This window comes from Streptomyces sp. NPDC034049 (genome assembly GCF_055575575.1).
This window is the reverse complement of the sequence record NZ_JBVISJ010000002.1, coordinates 967,916-987,934: the sequence shown is the minus strand read 5'-3', so window position 1 is coordinate 987,934 and position 20,019 is coordinate 967,916. Positions and strand designations below refer to the sequence as shown.

The window sequence follows — 20,019 nt, the reverse complement described above, 5'->3', positions numbered from 1 at the left end:
ACCCTGCGGACCGTACACGCCCTGCTGTCCCGGCGGTGCGTACGGGGGCTGTGACCCCGGCGACCCCATGGGCGGCGGCGGTACGGAGGGGAGCGGCGGCACGGGCGGCGTCGGCGGGCCCGCCGGACGGGCCGGCGGCGCGCCCTGCGGCCCCGGCGGCTGCGGGCCCGGCCCGGCCGCCCCGCTCACCTCGCCGGGCGCGCTGCGGTCGGTCGAACCGCCCCGCTCCTGCCGGGTCTCCGCGGCCTCCTCCGCCTCGCGCCGGTGCCTGCCCCGCCGGGCACGACGAGGACCGAGGTCACCGGTCCCCTCGCCCAGTCCGCCACCGCGATGCATATCTCCACCCGAACGCATTTCTGGGCCGCGTGACCCCCGCCGCGCAACCCGATCATCGTGTCAGTGACCTCCCCCGCGACCGCTCGCCGAAACGTGTGCGCAAACACCAGTCGGCAGGATCTTCGGAGCCTCTGACACCATGGCCTGTGTGAGCTATCCGTACGAAGCCCCAGTTTCGCAGACTCTTTTCGAGCGCGCGGCGGCCGTCACGCCCGGCGGCGTGAACTCTCCGGTGCGCGCCTTCCGCGCCGTGGGCGGTACGCCCCGGTTCATGGTGTCCGGTACCGGTCCTTATCTCACCGACGCCGACGGTCGGGAGTACGTAGATCTTGTGTGCTCGTGGGGTCCGATGATCCTCGGGCACTCCCGGCCCGAGGTCGTCGCCGCCGTCCAGGAGGCCGTCGCGCGCGGCACCTCCTTCGGCACGCCCGGCGAGGGCGAGGTCGCGCTCGCCGAGGAGATGGTGGACCGGGTCGGGCCGCTGGAGCAGGTGCGGCTGGTCTCCAGCGGGACCGAGGCCACCATGTCCGCGATCCGGCTGGCCCGCGGGTTCACCGGCCGTGCGAAGGTCGTGAAGTTCGCCGGGTGCTACCACGGTCACGTCGACTCGCTCCTCGCGGCGGCGGGCAGCGGCGTCGCCACCTTCGCGCTCCCCGACACCCCGGGCGTCACCGGTGCCCAGGCCGGCGACACGATCGTCCTGCCCTACAACGACCTCGACGCCGTACGCGCCGCCTTCGCCGCCCACCCCGGTGAGATCGCCTGCGTCATCACCGAGGCCTCCCCGGGCAACATGGGCGTCGTCCCGCCGCTGCCGGGCTTCAACCAGGGGCTCAAGGACGTCTGCGCGGAGAACGGCGCGCTGTACGTCTCCGACGAGGTGATGACCGGGTTCCGCACCAGCCGCGCCGGGTGGTTCGGGATCGACGGTGTCGTCCCGGACCTGATGACCTTCGGCAAGGTGATGGGCGGCGGCTTCCCCGCCGCGGCCTTCGGCGGCCGTGCCGACGTGATGGCGCGCCTCGCGCCCGCCGGGCCCGTCTACCAGGCCGGCACGCTCTCCGGGAACCCGGTCGCGACGGCCGCCGGGCTCGCGCAGCTGCGGCTGCTGGACGAGGCGGCGTACGACACGGTGGACGCGGTCTCCGCGCAGATCCAGGGGCTCGTCACCGACGCGCTCAGCAAGGAGGGCGTCGCGCACACGCTGCAGAACGCCTCCAACATGTTCTCCGTGTTCTTCACGGAGACGCCCGTGCGGAACTACGAGGAGGCCAAGGCGCAGGAGTCGTACCGCTTCAACGCCTTCTTCCACTCGATGCTGTCGCAGGGTGTCTACTTGCCGCCGTCGTCGTTCGAGTCGTGGTTCGTGTCGACCGCGCACGACGAGCGGGCGGTTCAGCGGATCGCCGACGCCCTTCCGGCGGCGGCGCGGGCAGCAGCGGAGGCTTCGGCAGCATGAGTGACATCACGGTCGTCCATCTGATGCGGCACGGCGAGGTCGCCAACCCGGACGGGATCCTCTACGGGCGCCTGCACGGGTACCACCTCTCCGACCTCGGGCGGCGCATGGCCGACCGGGTCGCCGAGCACCTGGCGCCCCGCGACATCACGCGCGTCGTCGCCTCGCCGCTGGAGCGGGCGCAGGAGACGGCGACGCCGATCGCCAAGGCGCACGGGCTCGACCTCGCCACCGACGCGCGGCTCATCGAGGCGGACAACGTCTTCCAGGGCAAGACCTTCGGAGTCGGGGACGGCGCGCTGAAGCGGCCGGAGAACTGGAAGCACCTGGTCAACCCGTTCAAGCCGTCGTGGGGTGAGCCGTACGTCGACCAGGTCGTACGGATGATGGGGGCGCTCGACGCGGCGAAGGACGCGGCGCGTGGGCACGAGGCCGTGCTGGTCTCGCACCAGCTGCCGATCTGGATCGTGCGGTCGTACGTCGAGCGGCGTCGGCTCTGGCACGATCCGCGTCGGCGGCAGTGCACGCTCGCGTCCCTGACCACGTTCACGTACCAGGGCGACAAGATCGTTTCCGTCGGTTACAGCGAGCCGGCGCGGGATCTTGTGCCGCCGCATCTGCTGGCGGGGGCCAAGGCGGTCAAGGGCAAGGACAAGGCCTTCGGTGCGTGAGCGCTCCGCTTGGGGGCCGGTTGCTGGGTGACTGGTCGGCTGGGGTTGTGGGGGAACTGCGGGTCCGGTGGGGCTTCTCGCGCAGTTCCCCGCGCCCCTGAAAGACGCGCGGTCCCCCCGCCCCTGAAAGGCGCCCAGAGCCCGCGTCCCGGAGAAGGCGCCGAGGCCCCGCGTCTTTGGGAGGCGCCGAGGCCCCGCGTCTCTGGGAAGGTGCCGAGGAGCTGTGTCCTTGGGCAGGCGCCCAGGTCCCGCGTCTGTGGGCAGGCGCCCAGGTTCCGCGTCCTTGGGCAGGCGCCCAGGTTCCGCGTCTCTGGGAAGGTGCCAAGTCCCTGCGTCCTTGGGCAGGCGCCCAGGCTCCGTGTCTCTGGGCAGGCGCCCAGGCCCCGCGCCCAGGCCCCGCGTCCTTGGGCAGGCGCCCAGAGCCCGCGCCCTTGGGCAGGCGCCCAGAGCCCGCGCCCAGGTTCCGCGTCCTTGGGCAAGCGCCCAGAGCCCGCGCCCTTGGGCAGGCGCCCAGCGCCCCCGTCCCGGGGAAGGTGCCGAGGCTCCGCGCCCTTGGGAAGGTGCCGAGGCTCCGCGCCCTTGGGAAGGTGCCCAGGCCCCGCGCCTCTGGGCAGGCGCCCAGGTCCCGGGGCCCTGCAACACCTCGCCTAGTTCCCGCGTCCATGGAAGACGGCCAGAGCTCTCGCCCCTGAAAGCCTCCCGGACCTCGCGTTTCTGAAGGGGCTCGCGCAGGTGCCGTCCCCCTGAAAGGGTGTCAGAGTTCTTCCGTGATCAAAAGGAACCGTCGCTTCCCCGTGGCCCTCTAAAACGGTGTGCTTCACGTGAACTGGTGCGTGAGCTGACCAAGGGGGACGTAATGCGCGAACTGTCGCGAAGGGGAGTACTGGGGCTCGGTGCGGGGGCGGCCGTCGGGCTGGGGCTGACGGGGTGCGGTACGGGGCTCGGGGGGACGCCGAGCGAGGCCGACGGGGCCGGTGGTGGTGGCAAGGGCGCGGGGAAGAAGAAGCCGGGGAAGACGGCGAAGCCGCTGGGCGACGGGTCGACCTCGTACACGGGGAAGCAGCCGAACCAGCCGGAGAAGCCGCGGGCGTTGGCGCCCGGCGAGACGCCGCCGCAGTTCGTGGTCTTCTCCTGGGACGGGGCCGGAGACGTCGGGAACGGCCTCTTCGAGCGGTTCCTCAAGGCCGGGCGGGACCACGACGCCCATATGACGTTCTTCCTCTCCGGGATCTATCTCCTCCCCGAGTCGAAGAAGCGCGTGTACCTGCCGCCGAACAACGCGCCCGGCGCGTCCGACATCGGTTATCTGACCGACGAGCACATCAAGTCGACGCTGGGACACCTGCGCACGGCGTGGCTCGACGGCCACGAGATAGGCACCCACTTCAACGGCCACTTCTGCGGCGGCAGCGGCTCGGTCGGCAACTGGACGCCCAAGCAGTGGCGCGACGAGATCGACCAGGCGAAGGCGTTCGTGAAGGAGTGGAAGACCAACAGCGGGTGGACGGACGTCGAGCCCCTGCCGTTCGACTACGACAAGGAACTCGTCGGCGGGCGGACGCCATGTCTGCTGGGGCAGGAGAACCTGCTGCCCACCGCCCGCGAGCTGGGCTGGCGCTACGACTCCTCCTCGCCCGGCGGCCTCCAGGTCTGGCCGAAGAAGAAGCAGGGCCTGTGGGACCTGCCCCTGCAGTCCGTGCCGTTCCCCGGGCGGAGCTTCGAGGTGCTCTCCATGGACTACAACATCATGTACAACCAGTCCCAGAACTCCACCCAGGCCCCGCCCGCCAACTACCCGGCCTACCGCACCCAGGCGACCGGCGCGTACGTCGCCGGGTTCCAGCGGGCGTACGAGACGAACCGGGCGCCGCTGTTCATAGGGAACCACTTCGAGGAGTGGAACGGCGGGGTCTACATGGACGCCGTCGAGGAGGCCCTCAAGCACATCGCGCGGGCCAAGGAGAAGGCCAGGGACGGGGAGATACGGATCGTGTCCTTCCGGCAGTTCGTGGACTGGATGGACGCGCAGACACCGGACGTCCTCGCCAAGCTCCAGACCCTCGGTGTGGGGCAGCAGCCGACGGGCGGGTGGAAGGAGTTCCTGGGGGCCGGTTCAGCCGCCTGACCTGCGGACAAGGGGGCTGTCGACCCCGCCGTAAGCCCCCGAAACGGGCATGCGAAACTTTTCACATGAGTGTCCGTACGAGCCGCAGTCGTGCCGCTTTGCTCTCCGCCGGGGCCGCCGCCCTGGCGCTGACGCTGTCCGCCTGTGCGGGCGGCGGCATCCAGGGCGGTGGCGGCCAGACCGGGTTCATCACCGGCTCCGACGGGATCGCCACGGTGCAGAAGGGGGACCGGGACACCGCGCCCGACCTCTCCGGTAAGACCATCGACGGCGAGCAGCTCGACCTCTCCGCCTACAAAGGCAAGATCATCGTCCTGAATGTGTGGGGTTCCTGGTGCGCGCCGTGCCGCGCCGAGGCACCCAACCTGGCGAAGGTCTCCGAGGACCTCGCCGACCAGGGCGTGCAGTTCGTCGGCATCAACACCCGCGACACCAGCACCCGGCCCGCGGTCGCCTTCGAGAAGCAGTACAAGGTCGAGTACCCGAGCCTGTACGACCCCACCGGCAAGCTGCTGCTGCGCTTCGAGAAGGGCTCGCTCAACCCGCAGCTGATCCCCTCCACGCTGGTCATCGACCGGGAGGGGAAGCTCGCGGCCCGCACGCAGCAGGCGCTGAGCGAGGAGAAGCTGCGCAAGATGCTCCAGCCGATCCTCGCGGAGAAGTGACGTGATGGTGTCGGGAACGTCCGATCCGGTCATGGCTGCCGCGCTGACCACGACCGCCGCCGAGCTGAACGAGACCGTCTTCAACGGGGCGCTGCTGCTGGCGCTGCCGATCGCCGTCCTCGGCGGGCTCGTCTCCTTCTTCTCGCCCTGTGTCCTGCCGCTGGTGCCCGGCTATCTGTCGTACGTCACCGGAGTCGGCGGCACCGACCTGGTGGACGCCCGCCGGGGCCGGATGGTGGCCGGGGCCGGGCTGTTCGTGCTCGGGTTCACCTTCGTGTTCGTCTCCAGCGGCGCGCTCTTCGGCTACTTCGGTCGGACCCTGCTGGAGCACCAGGACGTCCTCACCAAGGTGCTCGGCGTCCTGATGATCGCCATGGGCCTGTTCTTCATGGGGCTGATGCCCTGGTTCACCCAGCGCGAGTTCCGCTTCCACACCAAGCCCACCACCGGTCTGGTGGGCGCCCCGATACTCGGCGCGCTCTTCGGCATCGGCTGGGTGCCCTGCATCGGACCCACCCTCGCCTCGGTCAACGCCCTCGCCCTCGAACAGGCCAGCGCCGGTCGCGGCGCCCTGCTGATGGTGGCGTACTGTCTGGGGCTGGGCCTGCCCTTCGTGCTCGCCGCGGTGGCCTTCCGCAAGGCGCTCGGCGCCTTCGCCTGGGTCAAGCGGCACTACGCGTGGGTGCTGCGCATCGGCGGCGGCATGATGATCACGATCGGACTGCTCATGCTGACCGGCGCCTGGGACCGCATCGTTCAGGAGATGCAGGTCTGGTCCTCCGGCTTCACCCCTGGGATCTGAGCCAATGACGACGACCGACTCCGGCAACCGCGAGAAGAGCGCCCCGCGCGGCGGCGCGGCCGCCGACGACAACGACCTCGGTGCCGCCGGAGCGCAGCTCTCCACCGCCCCGCGGGAGGACGCGCCCCACCTGCCGGCGCTCGGGGCGATCGGGTGGGCGCGCTGGTTCTGGCGGCAGCTGACCTCGATGCGGGTCGCGCTGATCCTGCTGTTCATGCTGTCGCTCGCGGCGATCCCCGGCTCGCTGATCCCGCAGTCCGGGCAGGACGAGACCCGGGTCGCCGACTTCATGGAGCGGCACGACACCCTGGGGCCGATCTACGAGAAGCTCGGGCTGTTCCACGTCTACAGCTCGGTGTGGTTCTCGGCGATCTACATCCTGCTGTTCATCTCGCTCATCGGCTGCATCGTGCCCCGCACCTGGCAGTTCGTGGGCCAGCTGCGCGGCCGCCCGCCGGGCGCCCCCAGGCGGCTGACCCGGCTGCCCGCCTACGCGACCTGGCGCACGGAGGCCGAGCCGGAGCAGGTGCGCGAGGCGGCGCTGAAGGCGCTGAAGAAGCGCCGGTTCCGCGCGCACGTCGTCGGCGACGCGGTCGCCGCCGAGAAGGGCTATCTGCGGGAGGCCGGCAACCTCGCCTTCCACATCGCCCTGATCGTGCTGCTCGTCGCCTTCGCCTGGGGCCAGCTCTACCGCTCCGAGGGCAACAAGCTGATCGTCGAGGGCGACGGCTTCGCCAACACCCTCACGCAGTACGACGACTTCAAGTCCGGCAGCCTCTTCACCGCCGAGGACCTCAACCCCTTCAGCTTCGACCTCAAGAACTTCCGGGGCACCTACGAGGCGAGCGGCCCGAACAAGGGCACGCCCCGGATCTACGAGGCCTCCATCGACTACGCGGTCGGCGCCGACGGCAAGGAGCGGTCGACCAAGATCGAGGTCAACAAGCCGCTGGAGATCGGTGACTCCAAGGTCTACCTGGTCAGCCACGGCTACGCGCCCGTGATCACCGTGCGGGACGGCAAGGGCAGGGTCGTCTTCAGCGACGCCGCGCCACTGCTGCCGCTGGACTCCAACGTCACCTCCTCCGGCGCGATCAAGGTCATGGACGGCTACACCAACGCCGAGGGACAGCGGGAGCAGCTCGGTTTCCAGGCGTTCTTCCTGCCGACGTACGGCGGCAAGGACACGGCCGTGCTCTCGCAGTTCCCCGCGCTGCTCAACCCCGTGCTCAACCTGGAGCCCTACCACGGCGATCTCGGGGTCGACTCGGGTGTGCCGCAGAGCGTGTACCGCCTGGAGAAGCGGAAGCTGAAGGCGTACGAAAACTCCAAGGGCGCGCAGGTACGGGAGAACCTGAAGCCGGGGGAGACGATGACGCTGCCCGGGGGCAACGGCACGGTCACCTTCGACGGGGTCAAGGAGTGGGCCGGCTTCCAGGTCACCCAGCAGCCCGGCAGCGGGTGGGCGCTCGGCGGAGCCGTCACCGCGATCCTGGGGCTCGCCGCGTCCCTCTTCGTCCAGCGCCGCCGGGTGTGGGTGCGGGCGGTGACCGGGCCGGACGGGGTGACCGTCGTGGAGATGGCGGGCCTCGGGCGCAGCGAGTCGGCGAAGGTACCCGAGGAACTGGGTGACTTGGCTGCGGTGGTGCATGACGAGGCTCCTACTGTCGCTGAGCGTGGTTCCGATGGTGAGCCGTCCACTGCCGCCGAGGTGTCCCTCACGGTGCTCGCCCCAGCGACACGACTGCCCGCAGATGATGCGGGCGCAGATTCCCCCCAACCCCCAGCCGTGCCTTCCGAAGGGGCTGAGCGATGATCCTCGCCGCCGCCACCAACGAAAACCTCGCGAACCTCAGCAACACGCTGATCTACTCCGCGATGGCCGTGTACACCCTGGCCTTCTTCGCCTACATCGCCGAATGGCTCTTCGGGAGCCGCAGCAAGGTGGGCCGGACGGCCGCCGCGCTGACCGCCGGGGGCGGTGCCGCCGCGGCGAAGAAGGAGGCCGCGCCCGCGGTGACCGTGAAGACGGCCGGCGGCACCGACGTGCTGGAGCGGCCGAAGGTGGTCGTACGGGCTGCCTCCGGCTCCCGTGACGTGCCGGACGGGCCCGGCGCCCACGGCGGGGACGAGCAGGGCGACCTCTACGGCCGTATCGCCGTGTCCCTCACGGTGCTCGCCTTCCTCGTGGAGTTCGGCGGGGTGCTCACGCGGGCGCTCTCGGTGCAGCGGGCGCCGTGGGGCAACATGTACGAGTTCAACATCACCTTCTCCACCGTGGCCGTCGGCGTGTACCTCGCGCTGCTGGCGCTGAAGAAGAACATCCGCTGGCTCGGGCTGCCGCTCATCACGACCGTCCTCCTCGATCTCGGTCTCGCCGTCACTGTCTTGTACACCGCCAGCGACCAGTTGGTTCCCGCCCTGCACTCGTACTGGCTCTACATCCACGTCTCGACGGCGATCTTCTGCGGCGCCGTGTTCTACGTCGGCGCGGTCGGCACGATCCTGTACCTGTTCAAGGACTCCTACGAGAGCAAGCTCGCGAGCGGCGGCCGGCCGGGCCGGTTCGCGACCTCGGTGATGGAGCGGCTGCCGGCCTCGGCCTCGCTCGACAAGTTCTCGTACCGCGTGAACGCCGCCGTCTTCCCGCTGTGGACGTTCACGATCATCGCGGGCGCCATCTGGGCGGGCGACGCCTGGGGCCGCTACTGGGGCTGGGACCCCAAGGAGACCTGGTCGTTCATCACCTGGGTGTGCTACGCCGCCTACCTGCACGCCCGTGCCACGGCCGGCTGGAAGGGCCGCAAGGCCGCGTACATCGCGCTCGCCGCCTTCGCCTGCTGGCTGTTCAACTACTACGGCGTCAACATCTTCGTCAGCGGCAAGCACTCCTACGCCGACGTCGGCTGAGTCCGCCGAGGAACACACCGAAGGCCGGTTCCCTTGTGACGTGAGTCACGGGAACCGGCCTTCGGCGTACGGACAGGGGGAGGACGTGGAGACCAATGACGGGGACACGGGGGACCGGCGTGCGTGGCGCGCGCGGATCAGGGACGGGGACGCGGGGGCGTTCGGGGAGGTCTTCGACGCGTACGCGCGGTCGGTCTACAACCATGCCTTCCGGCTGACGGGGGACTGGTCGACGGCCGAGGACATCGTGTCGCTGACCTTCCTGGAGGCGTGGCGGCTACGGGGGCGGCTGGACGCGGAGGGGGGTTCGCCGCGTCCGTGGCTGCTCGGCATCGCCACCAACGTGGCCCGCAACACCCGCCGGGCCGGCCGGCGCCATGCCGCCGCCGTCGCACGGCTGCCGAGGCCCGAGTCGGTGCGGGACTTCGCCGACGAGGTCGCCGGGAACCTCGACGACCAGGCGTATCTGCGGGCCGTGCGTACGGCGCTGGAACGGCTGCGGCGGCCCGAGCGGGAGGTGCTCGCGCTGTGCGCGTGGGGCGGCCTGGACTACGCGGCCGCCGCGGAGGCGCTCGGCATCCCGGTCGGCACCGTGCGCTCCCGCCTCTCCCGGGCCCGGGCCAAGCTCGCCGCGCAGCTCGCGGCCGGAGAGAAGGGCGCCGGGAAGCAGACAGCCGGGAAGCAGGCAGCCGGGAAGCAGGCAGCCGGGAAGCAGGGCGCCGGGGAGCCGGGTGTCCGGGAACCCGATTCCCGCCGCGGACAGACAAGAGACGGCCGCGCCTCCGTGGCCGGGCCCATTCAGGAGGGGAACCCGTGAACGACAACCCGTCCCCCCGGGACGAGGACGAGCCTGCTGGTGCCGGTGTCCCGGCCGCCGTCGAGCGGGAGCTTCCTCCGGGCCGTCACCGCGTCCTGAGGGAGCAGTTGATGCGTGAGATCGAGAACGGTGGCGAGACCCCGGTCGTTCGGCCGCGTACCGCGCTCTGGCGGCGGCCGGCCTTCGTGGGGCCCGCCGTGGCCGCCGCCCTGACCGTCGCGGTCGTGGTGGGCGCCGCGGTGACACAGCAGGCGGCCGTGCCGCTGACGACCCATGCGGACGGCTCCGGCGACCGGCGGCCGGGCGAGGCGAAGCGCAGCGACCAGCGCGCGGTCGAACTGCTGGAGCGGGTCGCGGAGGCGGCCGGGAGGCGGAGCCTGCCCAAGGTGAGGGACGACCAGTTCGTCTACACCGAACGGGACGACTACCACTGGAAGATGGACCCCGAGAAGAACGACATGCCCTGCCCCATGACCCTGGAGGGATACCCCTACGGCCTGCGCGAGATCTGGTGGTCGGTGGACGGGCAGCACAACGGGCTGTCCCGGGAGCGTCCCGACGGCGGCGAGGTCACGGAGATCTCCATCGCCAAGCAGCTGCCCGTCAAGAACGGCGTCAACTTCTTCCGGGAGGTCGAGGACGAACTGCCGACCGACGCCGACGGGATGTACCGCTATCTGTACGGGCTGAAGGGCGACGAGCGCGCGTCCGGCGCGAAGTCGGCCGACCGGAAAGCGTTCGACAAGGCGTCCACGTTGCTCGCCGAGCAGTTGCTGCCGCCGAAGGTGGAGGCCGCGCTGTACCAGGCCGTCGCGCGGATCCCGGGACTGACCGTGTACGAGGGGTCCGTCGACGCGGCGGGCCGTACGGGAATCTCCGTCGGCCTTGACGGTGACTGGCCCGAAGACCGGGGCCACGGGCCCACCCGGCACGAACTCCTCTTCGACACACGGACGTCGGCCTTCCTCGCCGCGGACACCGTCAAGCTCGACCCTCCGGCCGACTCCTGCGACACCCTCGCAGCGGGTGACCTCGTCTCGTCGGTGGCGATCCTGGAACGCGCGGTGGTCGACCGCGTCAGCGAACGCCCCTAGGAGGCGACGGAGCCGGCGGCGCGGCGGTCGAGAACGACGAGCGAGGGCCGGGGGCCGGGGGTGAATCCCCTGGCCCCCGGCCCTCCGTCGGCTACAGGACGGATGCGGGGAGGAGTGAGGCCAGGGCCCGGCGGAGGTGTTCGGTGGTCTCGGGGGCCGGTGGGGAGAAGGGGTCCGTCGTCCGCCGCGCCGCGTGCAGGACTCGGCGCACACGCAGCCGGAGGTCGGGGGCCGTGCCGGTCGTGTCGAGGGCGGTGGGGATGCGGGTGGCGTCGGGGGTGTGGTGCGGGGCGGAGGTGATGAAGGTGAGGGCGGCGAGCCAGTCCCGGGGTTCGACGGAGTCGTACGTGTCGTGGAGGTGGTCCACCGCGAAGTCCGGGTTGTCGAGGGCGAGTTCGTGGTGGGCGCGGTGCAGGGGGCGGGCGCTGCCGTAGTGGGAGGCCAGCGCGCGGTGGGCGTCCCGCCACGCCGGGGCGCGGCTGCCTCGGCGATCGCGGTTCGCGCGCCCGTCCTCGCCGTGGCGCAGGCGCAGCAGGAGCAGGGCGCGCAGGAAGGGGTCGCCCACGAAGTGGTCGGGGGACGGCGCGTGGCCCTCCGCCGCCAGGCGGCTCGACAGGGCCCGTACGCCCGACTCGCCGAAGCTGACCGGGAGTTGGGACTCGGCGAGGACGAGCGCCGAGGCGTGGTCGTGGGCGAGGGACAGGACGGCCAGCTCGTCGAGGCGGTCCTCGTCCGGGAGGAGGCGGTCCAGCACCACCTCGTAGGTACGGCGTCCGGTGTCCTCCGCCAGCAGCAGGTCGGCCGGAGTGGTGAGCCCCCGGGGCAGGTTCCGGCCGGCCGACGCGGCGAGCAGTGCCGTGCCGAGGGGATTGCCGCCGGTCAACCGGTGCACGGCGTACGGGAGTCGGGGCGGGATCGTCAGCCCGGGGCAGGCCGCTTCCAGGGCGTCCCGGGTGTCGTCGGGGGAGAGGGGCGGCAGCGACACCAGCAGCGCGTGCGAGGACGGCGTACCGCCCGGCGCCCAGTCGGTCCCCCGGGTCGCCTCCACGAGGGTGCGCCGGGCCGCGTTCCGCAGGGCCGGATGGCCCTCGCCGCGCAGCCCCGCGAAGAACGCCACCTGGTCGCGCCGGCCGTCCGCCCGGCCCCGCAGCACGGACTCCATCAGCCGCCGGCCGGCCACCTCCTGCACGTTGTCCAGCAGCACCACCGGCCGTCCGGCCCGCTGCGGGCGCGGTACGACCCCCGCCATCCCCGCGTACGCGTCGTCGAGGTCCGCCAGCAGCGCCCGTACGAGATGGTGTTCCGCGTGGGTCCGGGCGTCGCCGCCCGCCTGGAAGTGGCGGCACAGGAGGACCAGGCCGAGCTTGGGGTTCCCGGCCGCGCAGGGGTGGTCGCGGTACCAGACGGCGCCTCTGCGCAGCCGCCGGTGCGAGGACGACATCCCCTCGCTGAACGCCTCCAACGCGGCCTCGACGGTCGCCTCGACCACCGGCCCCTGGTCCGACAGCGACGACACCAGCCGGGCCACGGCCCTGCCCACCCACCGCCCTGCCAGCCAGCCGCCCGTGTCGCTCAGCAGCAGGATCCGCTCCGCCTCCGCGCAGATCCGCGACAGCCCGCGATCCCCCCAGCCACCGGCCGCGACGGCGAGCAGCCCGCACGCCAGCCGGGGGAACGTGATCCGCCCGGCCCCGCCGGGTGGCTCCGCCAGTTGCTCGGCGACCACGGTCACCGCCTCGTACGCGGGCGACCAGGACGTGGGGGGCCGGCCCGGGGGAGGCCGGTCGAACCGGCTCTCCTCCCCGTCGATCAACGCGACGGGGCCGCGGCCCCGGTAGGCCGCGCACAGCTCCCGCAGCAGGGTGCTCCTGCCGAGCCCGCGAGCCCCCGCCAGCACCACGAACGGGGGTTCGGGCGAGTGCTCGTACGCCCTGGATATGTCGAAGCGGGCGGGGGTCGGTGTCGTTGCCGTTGTCATAGCTGCTGTGGTTATCAACAGCTGTGGAGAGAGGGGCAGTTGTTTCGGAGTACGACGAACCCTGCCCGTTCGCTTACGACTCCGACCGAACGGCGTCGATGAAGGAGAGCCAGGCGGGACGGTTGATGACCAGTACGGGCCCGTCAGGGTTCTTGCTGTCGCGGACGGGGACGAGGCCGGGGATACGGGGGGCCACTTCGACGCAGTCGCCGCCGTTGTCGTCGCTGTGGCTGCTCTTGATCCAGGTCGCCGTGCCCAGCTGATGCTTGTCCATGATCCCCGTACCCCTCCATCACATCGCTGATCAGCGCGACGGACTCGCGAGCTGACGGAGCGTCGGCCCTGAGCACATCATAGGTCTGGCTATGTCGTACGAAGACGGCTGGATCGTCGCTGAAGTAGCCGCGATCCAAGGTCTCCGAGTAGACCCACTTGTGCCCGTCGGGCAGCGTGATCAGCGACATCGAGCCGCTGGGGCGGATGAGCCCCGGGAGGGCGGCCGGGGCGACCTGGATGTGGATGTTGGCCTGCTCGGCGACGCTGAGCAGATGCGTGCACTGGCCCCGCATGACCGATGGGCTGCCGACGAGGTTGCGCAGACAGCTCTCGTCGAGCACCACGGCGTAGAAGGGACCGTCGGGCTCCAGGAAGCGCTGCTGGCGGCTCAGCCGCGCTCGTACCCGCTCATCCACCTCCTCGGCGCTCCTGCGGCGGCGGCTGAAGAGCGCCTCCATGTAGTCCACGGTCTGCAACAGGCCCGGGATGACTCGCTCGTGGTAGGCCCGCAGGTCTACTACCTGGGTGTCCATCTCGGCCCGACGCTTGAACCAATCCGGATGCTCCACCTGCGGATACCAATCCACCTTGGCCCACATCCGGGCCAACACCCCACCCGTCCCCAACACCTCGTCGCACCGCTTCGCGAACTGGTCGCTCGGGACCCTCGTGCCCGCCTCGATCTTCGCCACCTGGGAGCGGTCGCACGGGATCTCTCTCGCCAGGGCCTCCTGCGTCAGCAGTGCCACCTCGCGGTAGTGCCGCAGCACCTCGCCGAACAGCACCGAACTGCCGCCCCCGACAGCCCCGTCCGCGTTCCGCCTCGTCATGACGCCCCCTCGTGCCGAGTGTGGCAATGGCCCAGTGCCACACGTCCCGCGTTGATTCGACCGTGCCCGTCGGCGACGCTGGATACACCCAGAGTGACGAACAGGGCTGTGGAGTGCGCGTGGAACCAGAGGGGCAGCTTGTCTACGATCCGCGGACGCGGCGCGTGGGGGAGTACCGGGACCGGGTCGGGCCGTACGCGATGCTGCGTCCGGTGGGCGGCGGTCGGGAGTGGGAGGCGGATCCGGCGACGTTGCGGCCGGCGACTCCGGCGGAGCGGCTCGGGGCACAGGTCCAGGCGGCGAACCGCCGCACGAAGAGGAGGGTGTGACGTTGCGTCAACCTGAGCCCTTGGGTCCGCCCCCCGTTCCGGTGACGGGATGCACGGCGTGCGCCGAGCTGGCCGTACGGCGGGACGAGGCGCGGGCGCGGTACGACCGGAGCGCGGAGACGGACGCGAACGTGCTGCTCCGTCACCATCAGCGACGGGAGCACGGCGGGGGCGCCCGCGCCCGCCGCGTCTTCCGTTACGTGCCGTACGTCATCGCGCAGGACGTGACGGCGGAGCCGGAGTACGAGGCGCGGTGCGTGTCGGGCGACGAGACGGAGTGCGGCGCGGAGTCGGGCGTGCACAGTGAACCGGCGGCCGTGGAGGAGTGGCAGCGCAGACACACGCAGGAGACGCGGCACCTGCGCTACCGGCGCAGCTTCGGGGACTACTCGGTGCTGGAGCCGCTGGAAAAATGATCTCCGGTGGGCCGAACCTCCGTCGCGGATCGCCCCTCTTCCGGTGCGCGGGCGCGCACGGACCTCGCGCGCCGATCCGTATCCGAGGGGAACCAGACACACCATGAAGAGCAAGCTGACCGCCGTGGCCCTGGCGGCCGTCGTCGTCGCCGGTGCCGCCGCGACCGCCGTTCCGGCCTCGGCCGCGACCACCGCGAAGGCCAAGCCGACCCGCTGTCACACCGCCGACCTGAAGGCCGGCTTCGCCATGGGTGGTGACGCGAAGCCGGAGATGAAGCAGACCAAGAAGCAGACCCAGGCGCACGTCTGGTTCACGAACAAGAGCAAGCGCACCTGCACCCTGTCCGGCTTCGCCGGGGTCGACATGGTCGGCGCGCAGAAGACCGACGGCACGTGGTCGCTGGTGCGCTCGTCCAAGAAGCCCGTGAAGATGACCCTGGGCAAGGGCGACACGGTCGACTTCAGCATCACCCTGCTCCCGGTGGCCAAGTCCACGCCGAAGAAGGAGAAGTTCGTCCCGGCGAAGTTCGTGGTGACCCCGCCGAACGAGAAGAAGTCCTTCACCCTGAAGTGGCCGTTCGGCGGCCAGATCCTCAAGCAGGACGGCGCCACCCGCCCGGCCACCTACGTCAACCCGATCGGCAAGTAGGCGACCGGACGGCCGCCGCCGCTCAAGGTCGCTCAGGGCCTCTCGGGGCCCAGGGCGTGGCGGACGGCGGTCAGGATGGCCTCCGTGTCGGCGCCCAGGGCGCGGGCGGATGCGGTGAAGTCACGGGCCAGGGTGGCGAGTTGAGACGCGTGCGGCCGGGCCGGGCCCGAACGTGGCGCCGCCACCCGGGTGCCCGCGCCCCGGCGGGTGCGGATCAGCTCGGTGGCCTCCAGCTCGCGGTAGGCGCGGGCCACGGTGCCCGGCGACAGGCCGAGGTCCGTGGCCAGCTGGCGCACGGTCGGCAGTCGTTCGCCCTCGACCAGCCGGCCGGTGACGATCAGCGCGGCGAGCTGCGCGCGGATCTGCTCGTACGGCGGGACCTGGCTGGTGGTGTCGACGCGGACGGCGGGGTCACTCATCGTCGGGTGCCCCGTCCTCGGCGGGCTCGTCCTCGACGGCGCGGGGCGCGACGACGGTGACCAGGGACCAGACGACGGTGAACAGGTTCAGCAGGGCCAGCGGGTAGAACACCCAGAAGGTGATCGCGCCCAGTGTGCCGGCGCAGCCCGTCTCCGTCAGCGCGACGGAGATCATCAGGACGGCGTACAGCTGCTGGCTCGACACCAGCAGGCCCCAGGCCCCGGTGACCGCCCACGCGCGGTCGCGGCGCTGCTGTTCCTCGCCCGGCCCGTGCGCGATGCGGCGCAGCGCCCAGACACAGGTGGGCGTGGCTATGGCGAGCGCGCCGAACATCGGCAGGCTGTAGTACAGGCCGGGCCACGGGCCGAGGGTCGCGCGCATGCCGTTGCAGGTGATGTCGACGACCTTCCCGGTGATGAACATCCGGTCGCCGTCGACGGACGCCGTGGCGGCCGTGATCACCAGCAGGACGACGAGGGAGACCCCCTGGAGGGCGATCAGGGGGCCCATACGCGGGGGCACATGGTCCCTGACCAGGCGCGGGGCGAGACTCGCCGTGCGCACCGCGTCCTGCGGGCGCAGGGTCAGGGCGTCGGCGAGGAGGACACCGGCCACCGCGCACAGGCCGAAGGCCGTGAGGCAGAACACGACGCGCTGCTCGAACTCGATGTGCCCGAGCGTGGACAGCGCCTGCGCGACCACGAGGCCTATGGCCAGACCGGACCAGCGGGCGTAGTGGTCGGCGTGGTCGAGGAGCCGATGCTGGAGCGGGGCGGTGTCGAGCATGGAAAGATCCCCCCGGATCATCTTGTATCAAGCGGTGGGTACAAGATGCCGCGACCGGGATCTTGTGTCAAACGCTCGGTACAAGGTGACGCGGGGGAAGACGGGCTCCGGGGCGCGGAGGTTCCCGTGAACATGGAGGGCGGGCGAGGGAGGGCGGCGCGGGGACCGCTGAGGGCGGGGGAGAGCGGCGCGGGGACCGCTGAGGGCGGGGTCAGTCGACCGTGATCGAGTCCAGTTGCGCGCGCAGATACACGTGCGAGTCCACCGGCGGGTACGCCACCCGCCCGACCGGCGCGGGCACCGACTCCACGACCGTGCCCGGCGTGCATTCGCCGAAGTAGACCAGCGACATCAGCTCCTCGGCGGGTTCGTCGGCCGGCGGCGGCAGCACGCGGTGGCGCCCGGAGCGCCAGCGGTCGCCGGTCCAACGGGCCATCAGGTCACCGATGTTGATGGTGAAGGCGGCCGGGTCGTACGGGGCGTCCTCCCAGCCGCCCTCGTCCGTGTACACCTGGAGCCCGCCCTTGCCGGCCTGCCGGTCGAGGATGGTCACCGTGCCGAAGTCGGTGTGCGGGCCGATCCGGAACTGCCCCGGCACGGGGTCGCCGATCACATCCGTCCCCGGGTACCAGTTGATGTTGAAGCCGTAGGTGGGGTGGCTCATGTGCCGGGAGAAGAAGTCCGGTTCGAGGCCGAGGGCCTCCCCGAGGAGCGAGAGCAGCAGGTTCTCCAGCTCGCCCATCCGCGCCAGGTACTCCTCGCAGAGCGCCCGCAGCTCCGGTACCTCCGCCGGCCACACGTTCGGCGCGTACCACTCCGCGTTCACGACCGGGTCGTCGAACGGCTCGTGCGTCGCGAACGTCAGCGACTCCTTGAGGTCCGGCGGGGTCTTTGTCCCCTCGGCGTACCCGTTCGCCTCGGCCCCCGGGCCCAGCCAGCCGCGCCCGCCGACCTTCACCTCGTACGCCTGCTTGGCCTCGACGGGCAGCACGAAGAAGGACCGCGCGGCCTTCCGGACGCGGGTGCGGAGGGCCGGATCGACCCCGTGGCCGGTGACCAGCAGGAAACCGGCGCTCTGGAGCGCCTCGTCGACGGTCCGGGCGATCCGCGCGCGCTCCTCGGGACCGCCGTCGAGCCAGGGGCGCAGATCGATGGTGGGGATCCGGGGCCTACTACCGCCCGGCGTCACTGATGTCACTGGCGTCACCGATGTCCTCGTTCCATAGAGCCGGGTGGTGCTCGACGAAGTCGCGCATCAGGGCCACGCACTCCGGGTCGTCCAGCACCAGGACCTCCACACCGTGCTCGGCGAGCCAGTCGTGGCCGCCGTGGAAGGTGGTGGCCTCCCCGACCACCAGCCGCGAGATCCCGAACTGCCGGACCAGCCCGGAGCAGTACCAGCACGGCGAGAGCGTCGTCACCATCGTCGTACCGCGGTACGTCCGCTGCCGTCCCGCCGCGCGGAACGCGGCCGTCTCGGCGTGCGTGGACGGATCGCCGTCCTGGACACGGCGGTTGTGCCCGCGCCCGAGCAGGCCGCCGTCCGGTCCGTAGAGCGCGGCCCCGATGGGGATGCCGCCCTCCGCGAGCCCCGCCCGCGCCTCCTCGACGGCCGTGACGAGCCATGCGTGTGCCTGGTCCTGGTCCATGACCACACTCTGCCCGCGACGCGGGGCGCTCACGTGCGCGGCGCGGGATCAGGGCGCGGAACCGGGGCGGCGGGATCAGGGTGGGCGATCAGGGTGGGCGATCAGGGCGGCGGGAGGAGGGTGCCCAGGGGGCCGAGGTCGAGGTTGAGGTCGTCCAGGGTGAGGTCGTAGCGGTCGCAGAGTTCCGTCATGCGCTCGTGCAGGACCATCAGGGTCATGCCGAGGCGCTCCTCCTGCTCCTCGGTCAGTCCGCCCCGGTCGACGCGGTGCAGGGCCTGGCGCTCCATCAGCTGGCGGAGCAGCTCGACGATGGTGAGGACGAGACGGACGAGGTCCCGCTCGACCGTGTCGGGGTCCGTGCGCAACCGCCGCGCCACGGCCTCGCCCCGGGTCGGCGGCGGCGGGGCGACCTCCTCCGGCCGGGCGGGCAGCAGGGAGAACGCGCGGTTCGCGGCCGCGGACACCTCACGGAGACGGTCGACGTGGGGGCCGCCGTCAGGCCGGGGGGTCGCCATCGCCATGGTCGTCGCCTCCTTCCGCCCCTTCTTCGAGGGGCGTCCGCTCGGACAGGGGGAGCGCCCACTGTTCGTCCATCTGTTCGCTGACGGCGACGATCACCGCGCGGAGCGACACCCGTACGAGATCGATGTCCGCGATGCTCAGGACGAGGTCCCCGGTGAGGACGACACCGCCGCTCAGCAGCCGGTCGAGCAGATCGATCAGCGCGACCTGGCGTCCGCTGATCGGGCGGTCGCCGTCGTCGTACGCGTCGTGGCCGTCGTACGTGTCGTACACGTCGGGGTCGCCGTACGCGCTCATCGTCGGCCGGGACCCTTCTCAGCCACGGTCCTCGTCGTCCTCGTCGTCGGCGTTCACCGGCTTGCGCCGTTTGCGCCGGGGTTCCGCCGGGCGGGGCTCCTTGCGGCGGGCCTCCCGGGGTGGGCGCTCGGTCGACGCGCCCGCGGACAGCTCCGGCGGGGGCTCCTCGACGCGTCGGCGCAGCTCCTTCACCTCGGTGCGCAGCCGCTCGTTCTCCTCGGCGAGGGAGCGGCGGCCGCCGTCGGGACGGGACGCGCGGGAGGAGAGGGCGGGGTCGTGCTCCCACCAGTCGATGCCGATCTCCTTGGCCTTGTCGACCGAGGCCACCAGCAGGCGCAGTTTGATCGTGAGCAGCTCGATGTCGAGGAGGTTGATCTTGATGTCGCCGACGATGACGATGCCCTTGTCGAGCACCCGTTCGAGGATGTCGGCGAGGTTCGCGCTGGAGCCCTGACCGCCGCCGTACGGATAGGCACCGCGTGACGGCGAGGGGGCGGGGGAGCGGGCGTCGGACTGGGACACGGGTCACCTGGCCTCTCGTCGGGGTTCTTCGTCCTCGTCCTCCACGGGCTCTTCGTCGTCCTCGTCCGAGTCCGTGTAGTCCTCCAGCTCTTCCTTCAGCCGGGTCGTGCCGGTGTTCCGGTCGGACTCCTCCTCGGTCCGGTCGAGGGTGCCGGTGCCAGCGGCCGAGCCGCCCTTCGTCGCACCGCGCCGCTCAGCCATCGTCCTGCCTCCTCGACCGTGTGCCGCTGCCGCTGCCGCTGCTGCTGCCGCTCCTGGCACGGCTCGTGGTGCCGGCGGTCTTCTTCTTCGGGCGCGCGGTGGTCCTCGACTGCGGCGCGCTCTTGCGGCCCGCCGCGCCCGCCGCTCTCGATCCGCCGGACTTCCCGGTCCCCGTCCCGGCCTTGGCCTTGGCCCCGCTCCTGCTCGCACGCTTGCTCGCGCGCTTGCTCCCGCCCTCGGCCCCGCCCTCGGCTTCGTCCTCGGC

22 protein-coding genes and 1 pseudogene are annotated in these 20,019 nt (G+C 71.5%); 11 read left to right on the top strand and 12 right to left on the bottom strand.

Features of this window, described 5'->3' with window-relative positions; translation table 11 throughout:
* Nucleotides 1–475 precede the first annotated feature (475 nt).
* The 9 genes from hemL (at nucleotide 476) to ACZ52C_RS09275 (ending at nucleotide 10,879) form a co-directional block, all read left to right on the top strand.
* On the top strand, nucleotides 476–1,795 hold the full coding sequence (gene hemL / locus ACZ52C_RS09315; protein ID WP_469074105.1) for a glutamate-1-semialdehyde 2,1-aminomutase: 1,320 nt from the start codon (nucleotides 476–478) through the stop codon (nucleotides 1,793–1,795).
* A complete protein-coding gene (locus tag ACZ52C_RS09310) occupies nucleotides 1,792–2,466 on the top strand; it encodes a histidine phosphatase family protein (protein ID WP_045559311.1) in 675 nt (224 codons plus the stop codon). Before hemL ends, ACZ52C_RS09310 begins: the two co-directional genes overlap by 4 nt.
* 856 nt (nucleotides 2,467–3,322) lie before the next feature.
* Nucleotides 3,323–4,591, top strand: coding sequence for a polysaccharide deacetylase family protein (locus ACZ52C_RS09305; protein ID WP_469074104.1), 1,269 nt, complete (start codon nucleotides 3,323–3,325; stop codon nucleotides 4,589–4,591).
* Between the two features lie 65 nt (nucleotides 4,592–4,656).
* Nucleotides 4,657–5,256, top strand: coding sequence for a TlpA family protein disulfide reductase (locus tag ACZ52C_RS09300; RefSeq protein ID WP_469074103.1), 600 nt, complete (start codon nucleotides 4,657–4,659; stop codon nucleotides 5,254–5,256).
* Nucleotides 5,257–5,287: 31 nt separating this feature from the next.
* Nucleotides 5,288–6,058, top strand: coding sequence for a cytochrome c biogenesis CcdA family protein (locus tag ACZ52C_RS09295; protein WP_177261808.1), 771 nt, complete (start codon nucleotides 5,288–5,290; stop codon nucleotides 6,056–6,058).
* A gap of 4 nt (nucleotides 6,059–6,062) precedes the next feature.
* A complete protein-coding gene (resB, locus tag ACZ52C_RS09290) occupies nucleotides 6,063–7,874 on the top strand; it encodes a cytochrome c biogenesis protein ResB (RefSeq protein ID WP_469074102.1) in 1,812 nt (603 codons plus the stop codon).
* Entirely contained in the window at nucleotides 7,871–8,968 is a 1,098-nt protein-coding gene (ccsB, locus tag ACZ52C_RS09285; protein WP_469074101.1) for a c-type cytochrome biogenesis protein CcsB, read from the top strand. Before resB ends, ccsB begins: the two co-directional genes overlap by 4 nt.
* An 85-nt stretch (nucleotides 8,969–9,053) precedes the next feature.
* On the top strand, nucleotides 9,054–9,785 hold the full coding sequence (locus tag ACZ52C_RS09280) for an RNA polymerase sigma factor (protein ID WP_469074100.1): 732 nt from the start codon (nucleotides 9,054–9,056) through the stop codon (nucleotides 9,783–9,785).
* Entirely contained in the window at nucleotides 9,782–10,879 is a 1,098-nt protein-coding gene (locus tag ACZ52C_RS09275; RefSeq protein ID WP_469074099.1) for a CU044_5270 family protein, read from the top strand. Before ACZ52C_RS09280 ends, ACZ52C_RS09275 begins: the two co-directional genes overlap by 4 nt.
* Nucleotides 10,880–10,970: 91 nt before the next feature.
* On the opposite strand, the gene ACZ52C_RS09270 is transcribed toward ACZ52C_RS09275, so the two are convergent.
* From ACZ52C_RS09270 to ACZ52C_RS09260, 3 genes are all read right to left on the bottom strand, one after another.
* The gene (locus tag ACZ52C_RS09270; RefSeq protein ID WP_469074098.1) at nucleotides 10,971–12,857 is read right to left on the bottom strand and encodes a hypothetical protein; all 1,887 of its coding nucleotides are present in this window, start codon (nucleotides 12,855–12,857) and stop codon (nucleotides 10,971–10,973) included.
* A gap of 73 nt (nucleotides 12,858–12,930) precedes the next feature.
* Nucleotides 12,931–13,053, bottom strand: coding sequence for a DUF397 domain-containing protein (locus tag ACZ52C_RS09265; RefSeq protein WP_319117372.1), 123 nt, complete (start codon nucleotides 13,051–13,053; stop codon nucleotides 12,931–12,933).
* Nucleotides 13,001–13,963, bottom strand: a complete 963-nt coding sequence (locus tag ACZ52C_RS09260; protein ID WP_469074097.1) for a helix-turn-helix domain-containing protein — start codon at nucleotides 13,961–13,963, stop codon at nucleotides 13,001–13,003. Before ACZ52C_RS09260 ends, ACZ52C_RS09265 begins: the two co-directional genes overlap by 53 nt.
* Before the next feature lie 349 nt (nucleotides 13,964–14,312).
* On the opposite strand from ACZ52C_RS09260, the gene ACZ52C_RS09255 reads away from it, so the two are divergent.
* Both ACZ52C_RS09255 and ACZ52C_RS09250 read left to right on the top strand, forming a co-directional pair.
* Nucleotides 14,313–14,708: a DUF7848 domain-containing protein gene (locus ACZ52C_RS09255; RefSeq protein WP_469074096.1), complete on the top strand. Its 396-nt coding sequence runs from the start codon at nucleotides 14,313–14,315 to the stop codon at nucleotides 14,706–14,708.
* 103 nt (nucleotides 14,709–14,811) lie between these two features.
* Nucleotides 14,812–15,357 (top strand): DUF4232 domain-containing protein, encoded by a 546-nt coding sequence (locus ACZ52C_RS09250; RefSeq protein WP_469074095.1) that lies wholly within the window; start codon nucleotides 14,812–14,814, stop codon nucleotides 15,355–15,357.
* A 32-nt stretch (nucleotides 15,358–15,389) separates the two neighbouring features.
* Here ACZ52C_RS09250 and ACZ52C_RS09245 read toward each other — a convergent pair whose 3' ends face one another.
* The 9 genes and pseudogenes from ACZ52C_RS09245 to ACZ52C_RS09205 all read right to left on the bottom strand — a co-directional run.
* Complete coding sequence (locus tag ACZ52C_RS09245; RefSeq protein ID WP_469074094.1) at nucleotides 15,390–15,776, bottom strand: GntR family transcriptional regulator; 387 nt, start codon at nucleotides 15,774–15,776, stop codon at nucleotides 15,390–15,392.
* Nucleotides 15,769–16,563: a hypothetical protein gene (locus ACZ52C_RS09240; protein WP_469074093.1), complete on the bottom strand. Its 795-nt coding sequence runs from the start codon at nucleotides 16,561–16,563 to the stop codon at nucleotides 15,769–15,771. Before ACZ52C_RS09240 ends, ACZ52C_RS09245 begins: the two co-directional genes overlap by 8 nt.
* Before the next feature lie 211 nt (nucleotides 16,564–16,774).
* The gene (locus ACZ52C_RS09235) at nucleotides 16,775–17,770 is read right to left on the bottom strand and encodes an isopenicillin N synthase family dioxygenase (protein WP_469074092.1); all 996 of its coding nucleotides are present in this window, start codon (nucleotides 17,768–17,770) and stop codon (nucleotides 16,775–16,777) included.
* Nucleotides 17,736–18,212 carry a nucleoside deaminase gene (locus ACZ52C_RS09230; protein WP_469074091.1) on the bottom strand — a complete coding sequence of 159 codons (477 nt, stop codon included), beginning with the start codon at nucleotides 18,210–18,212 and terminating at the stop codon, nucleotides 17,736–17,738. Before ACZ52C_RS09230 ends, ACZ52C_RS09235 begins: the two co-directional genes overlap by 35 nt.
* A gap of 101 nt (nucleotides 18,213–18,313) precedes the next feature.
* A complete protein-coding gene (locus tag ACZ52C_RS09225; RefSeq protein ID WP_469074090.1) occupies nucleotides 18,314–18,733 on the bottom strand; it encodes a gas vesicle protein K in 420 nt (139 codons plus the stop codon).
* Nucleotides 18,708–19,031 (bottom strand): gas vesicle protein, encoded by a 324-nt coding sequence (locus tag ACZ52C_RS09220; RefSeq protein WP_469074089.1) that lies wholly within the window; start codon nucleotides 19,029–19,031, stop codon nucleotides 18,708–18,710. The genes ACZ52C_RS09225 and ACZ52C_RS09220 overlap by 26 nt, the downstream gene beginning before the upstream one ends.
* A gap of 18 nt (nucleotides 19,032–19,049) precedes the next feature.
* Nucleotides 19,050–19,553, bottom strand: a complete 504-nt coding sequence (locus ACZ52C_RS09215) for a gas vesicle protein (RefSeq protein WP_469074088.1) — start codon at nucleotides 19,551–19,553, stop codon at nucleotides 19,050–19,052.
* 3 nt (nucleotides 19,554–19,556) lie between these two features.
* Complete coding sequence (locus tag ACZ52C_RS09210; RefSeq protein ID WP_469074087.1) at nucleotides 19,557–19,754, bottom strand: hypothetical protein; 198 nt, start codon at nucleotides 19,752–19,754, stop codon at nucleotides 19,557–19,559.
* Nucleotides 19,747–20,019: pseudogene (locus ACZ52C_RS09205) on the bottom strand (hypothetical protein); the annotation flags it as partial. The pseudogene ACZ52C_RS09205 and the gene ACZ52C_RS09210, both read right to left, overlap by 8 nt.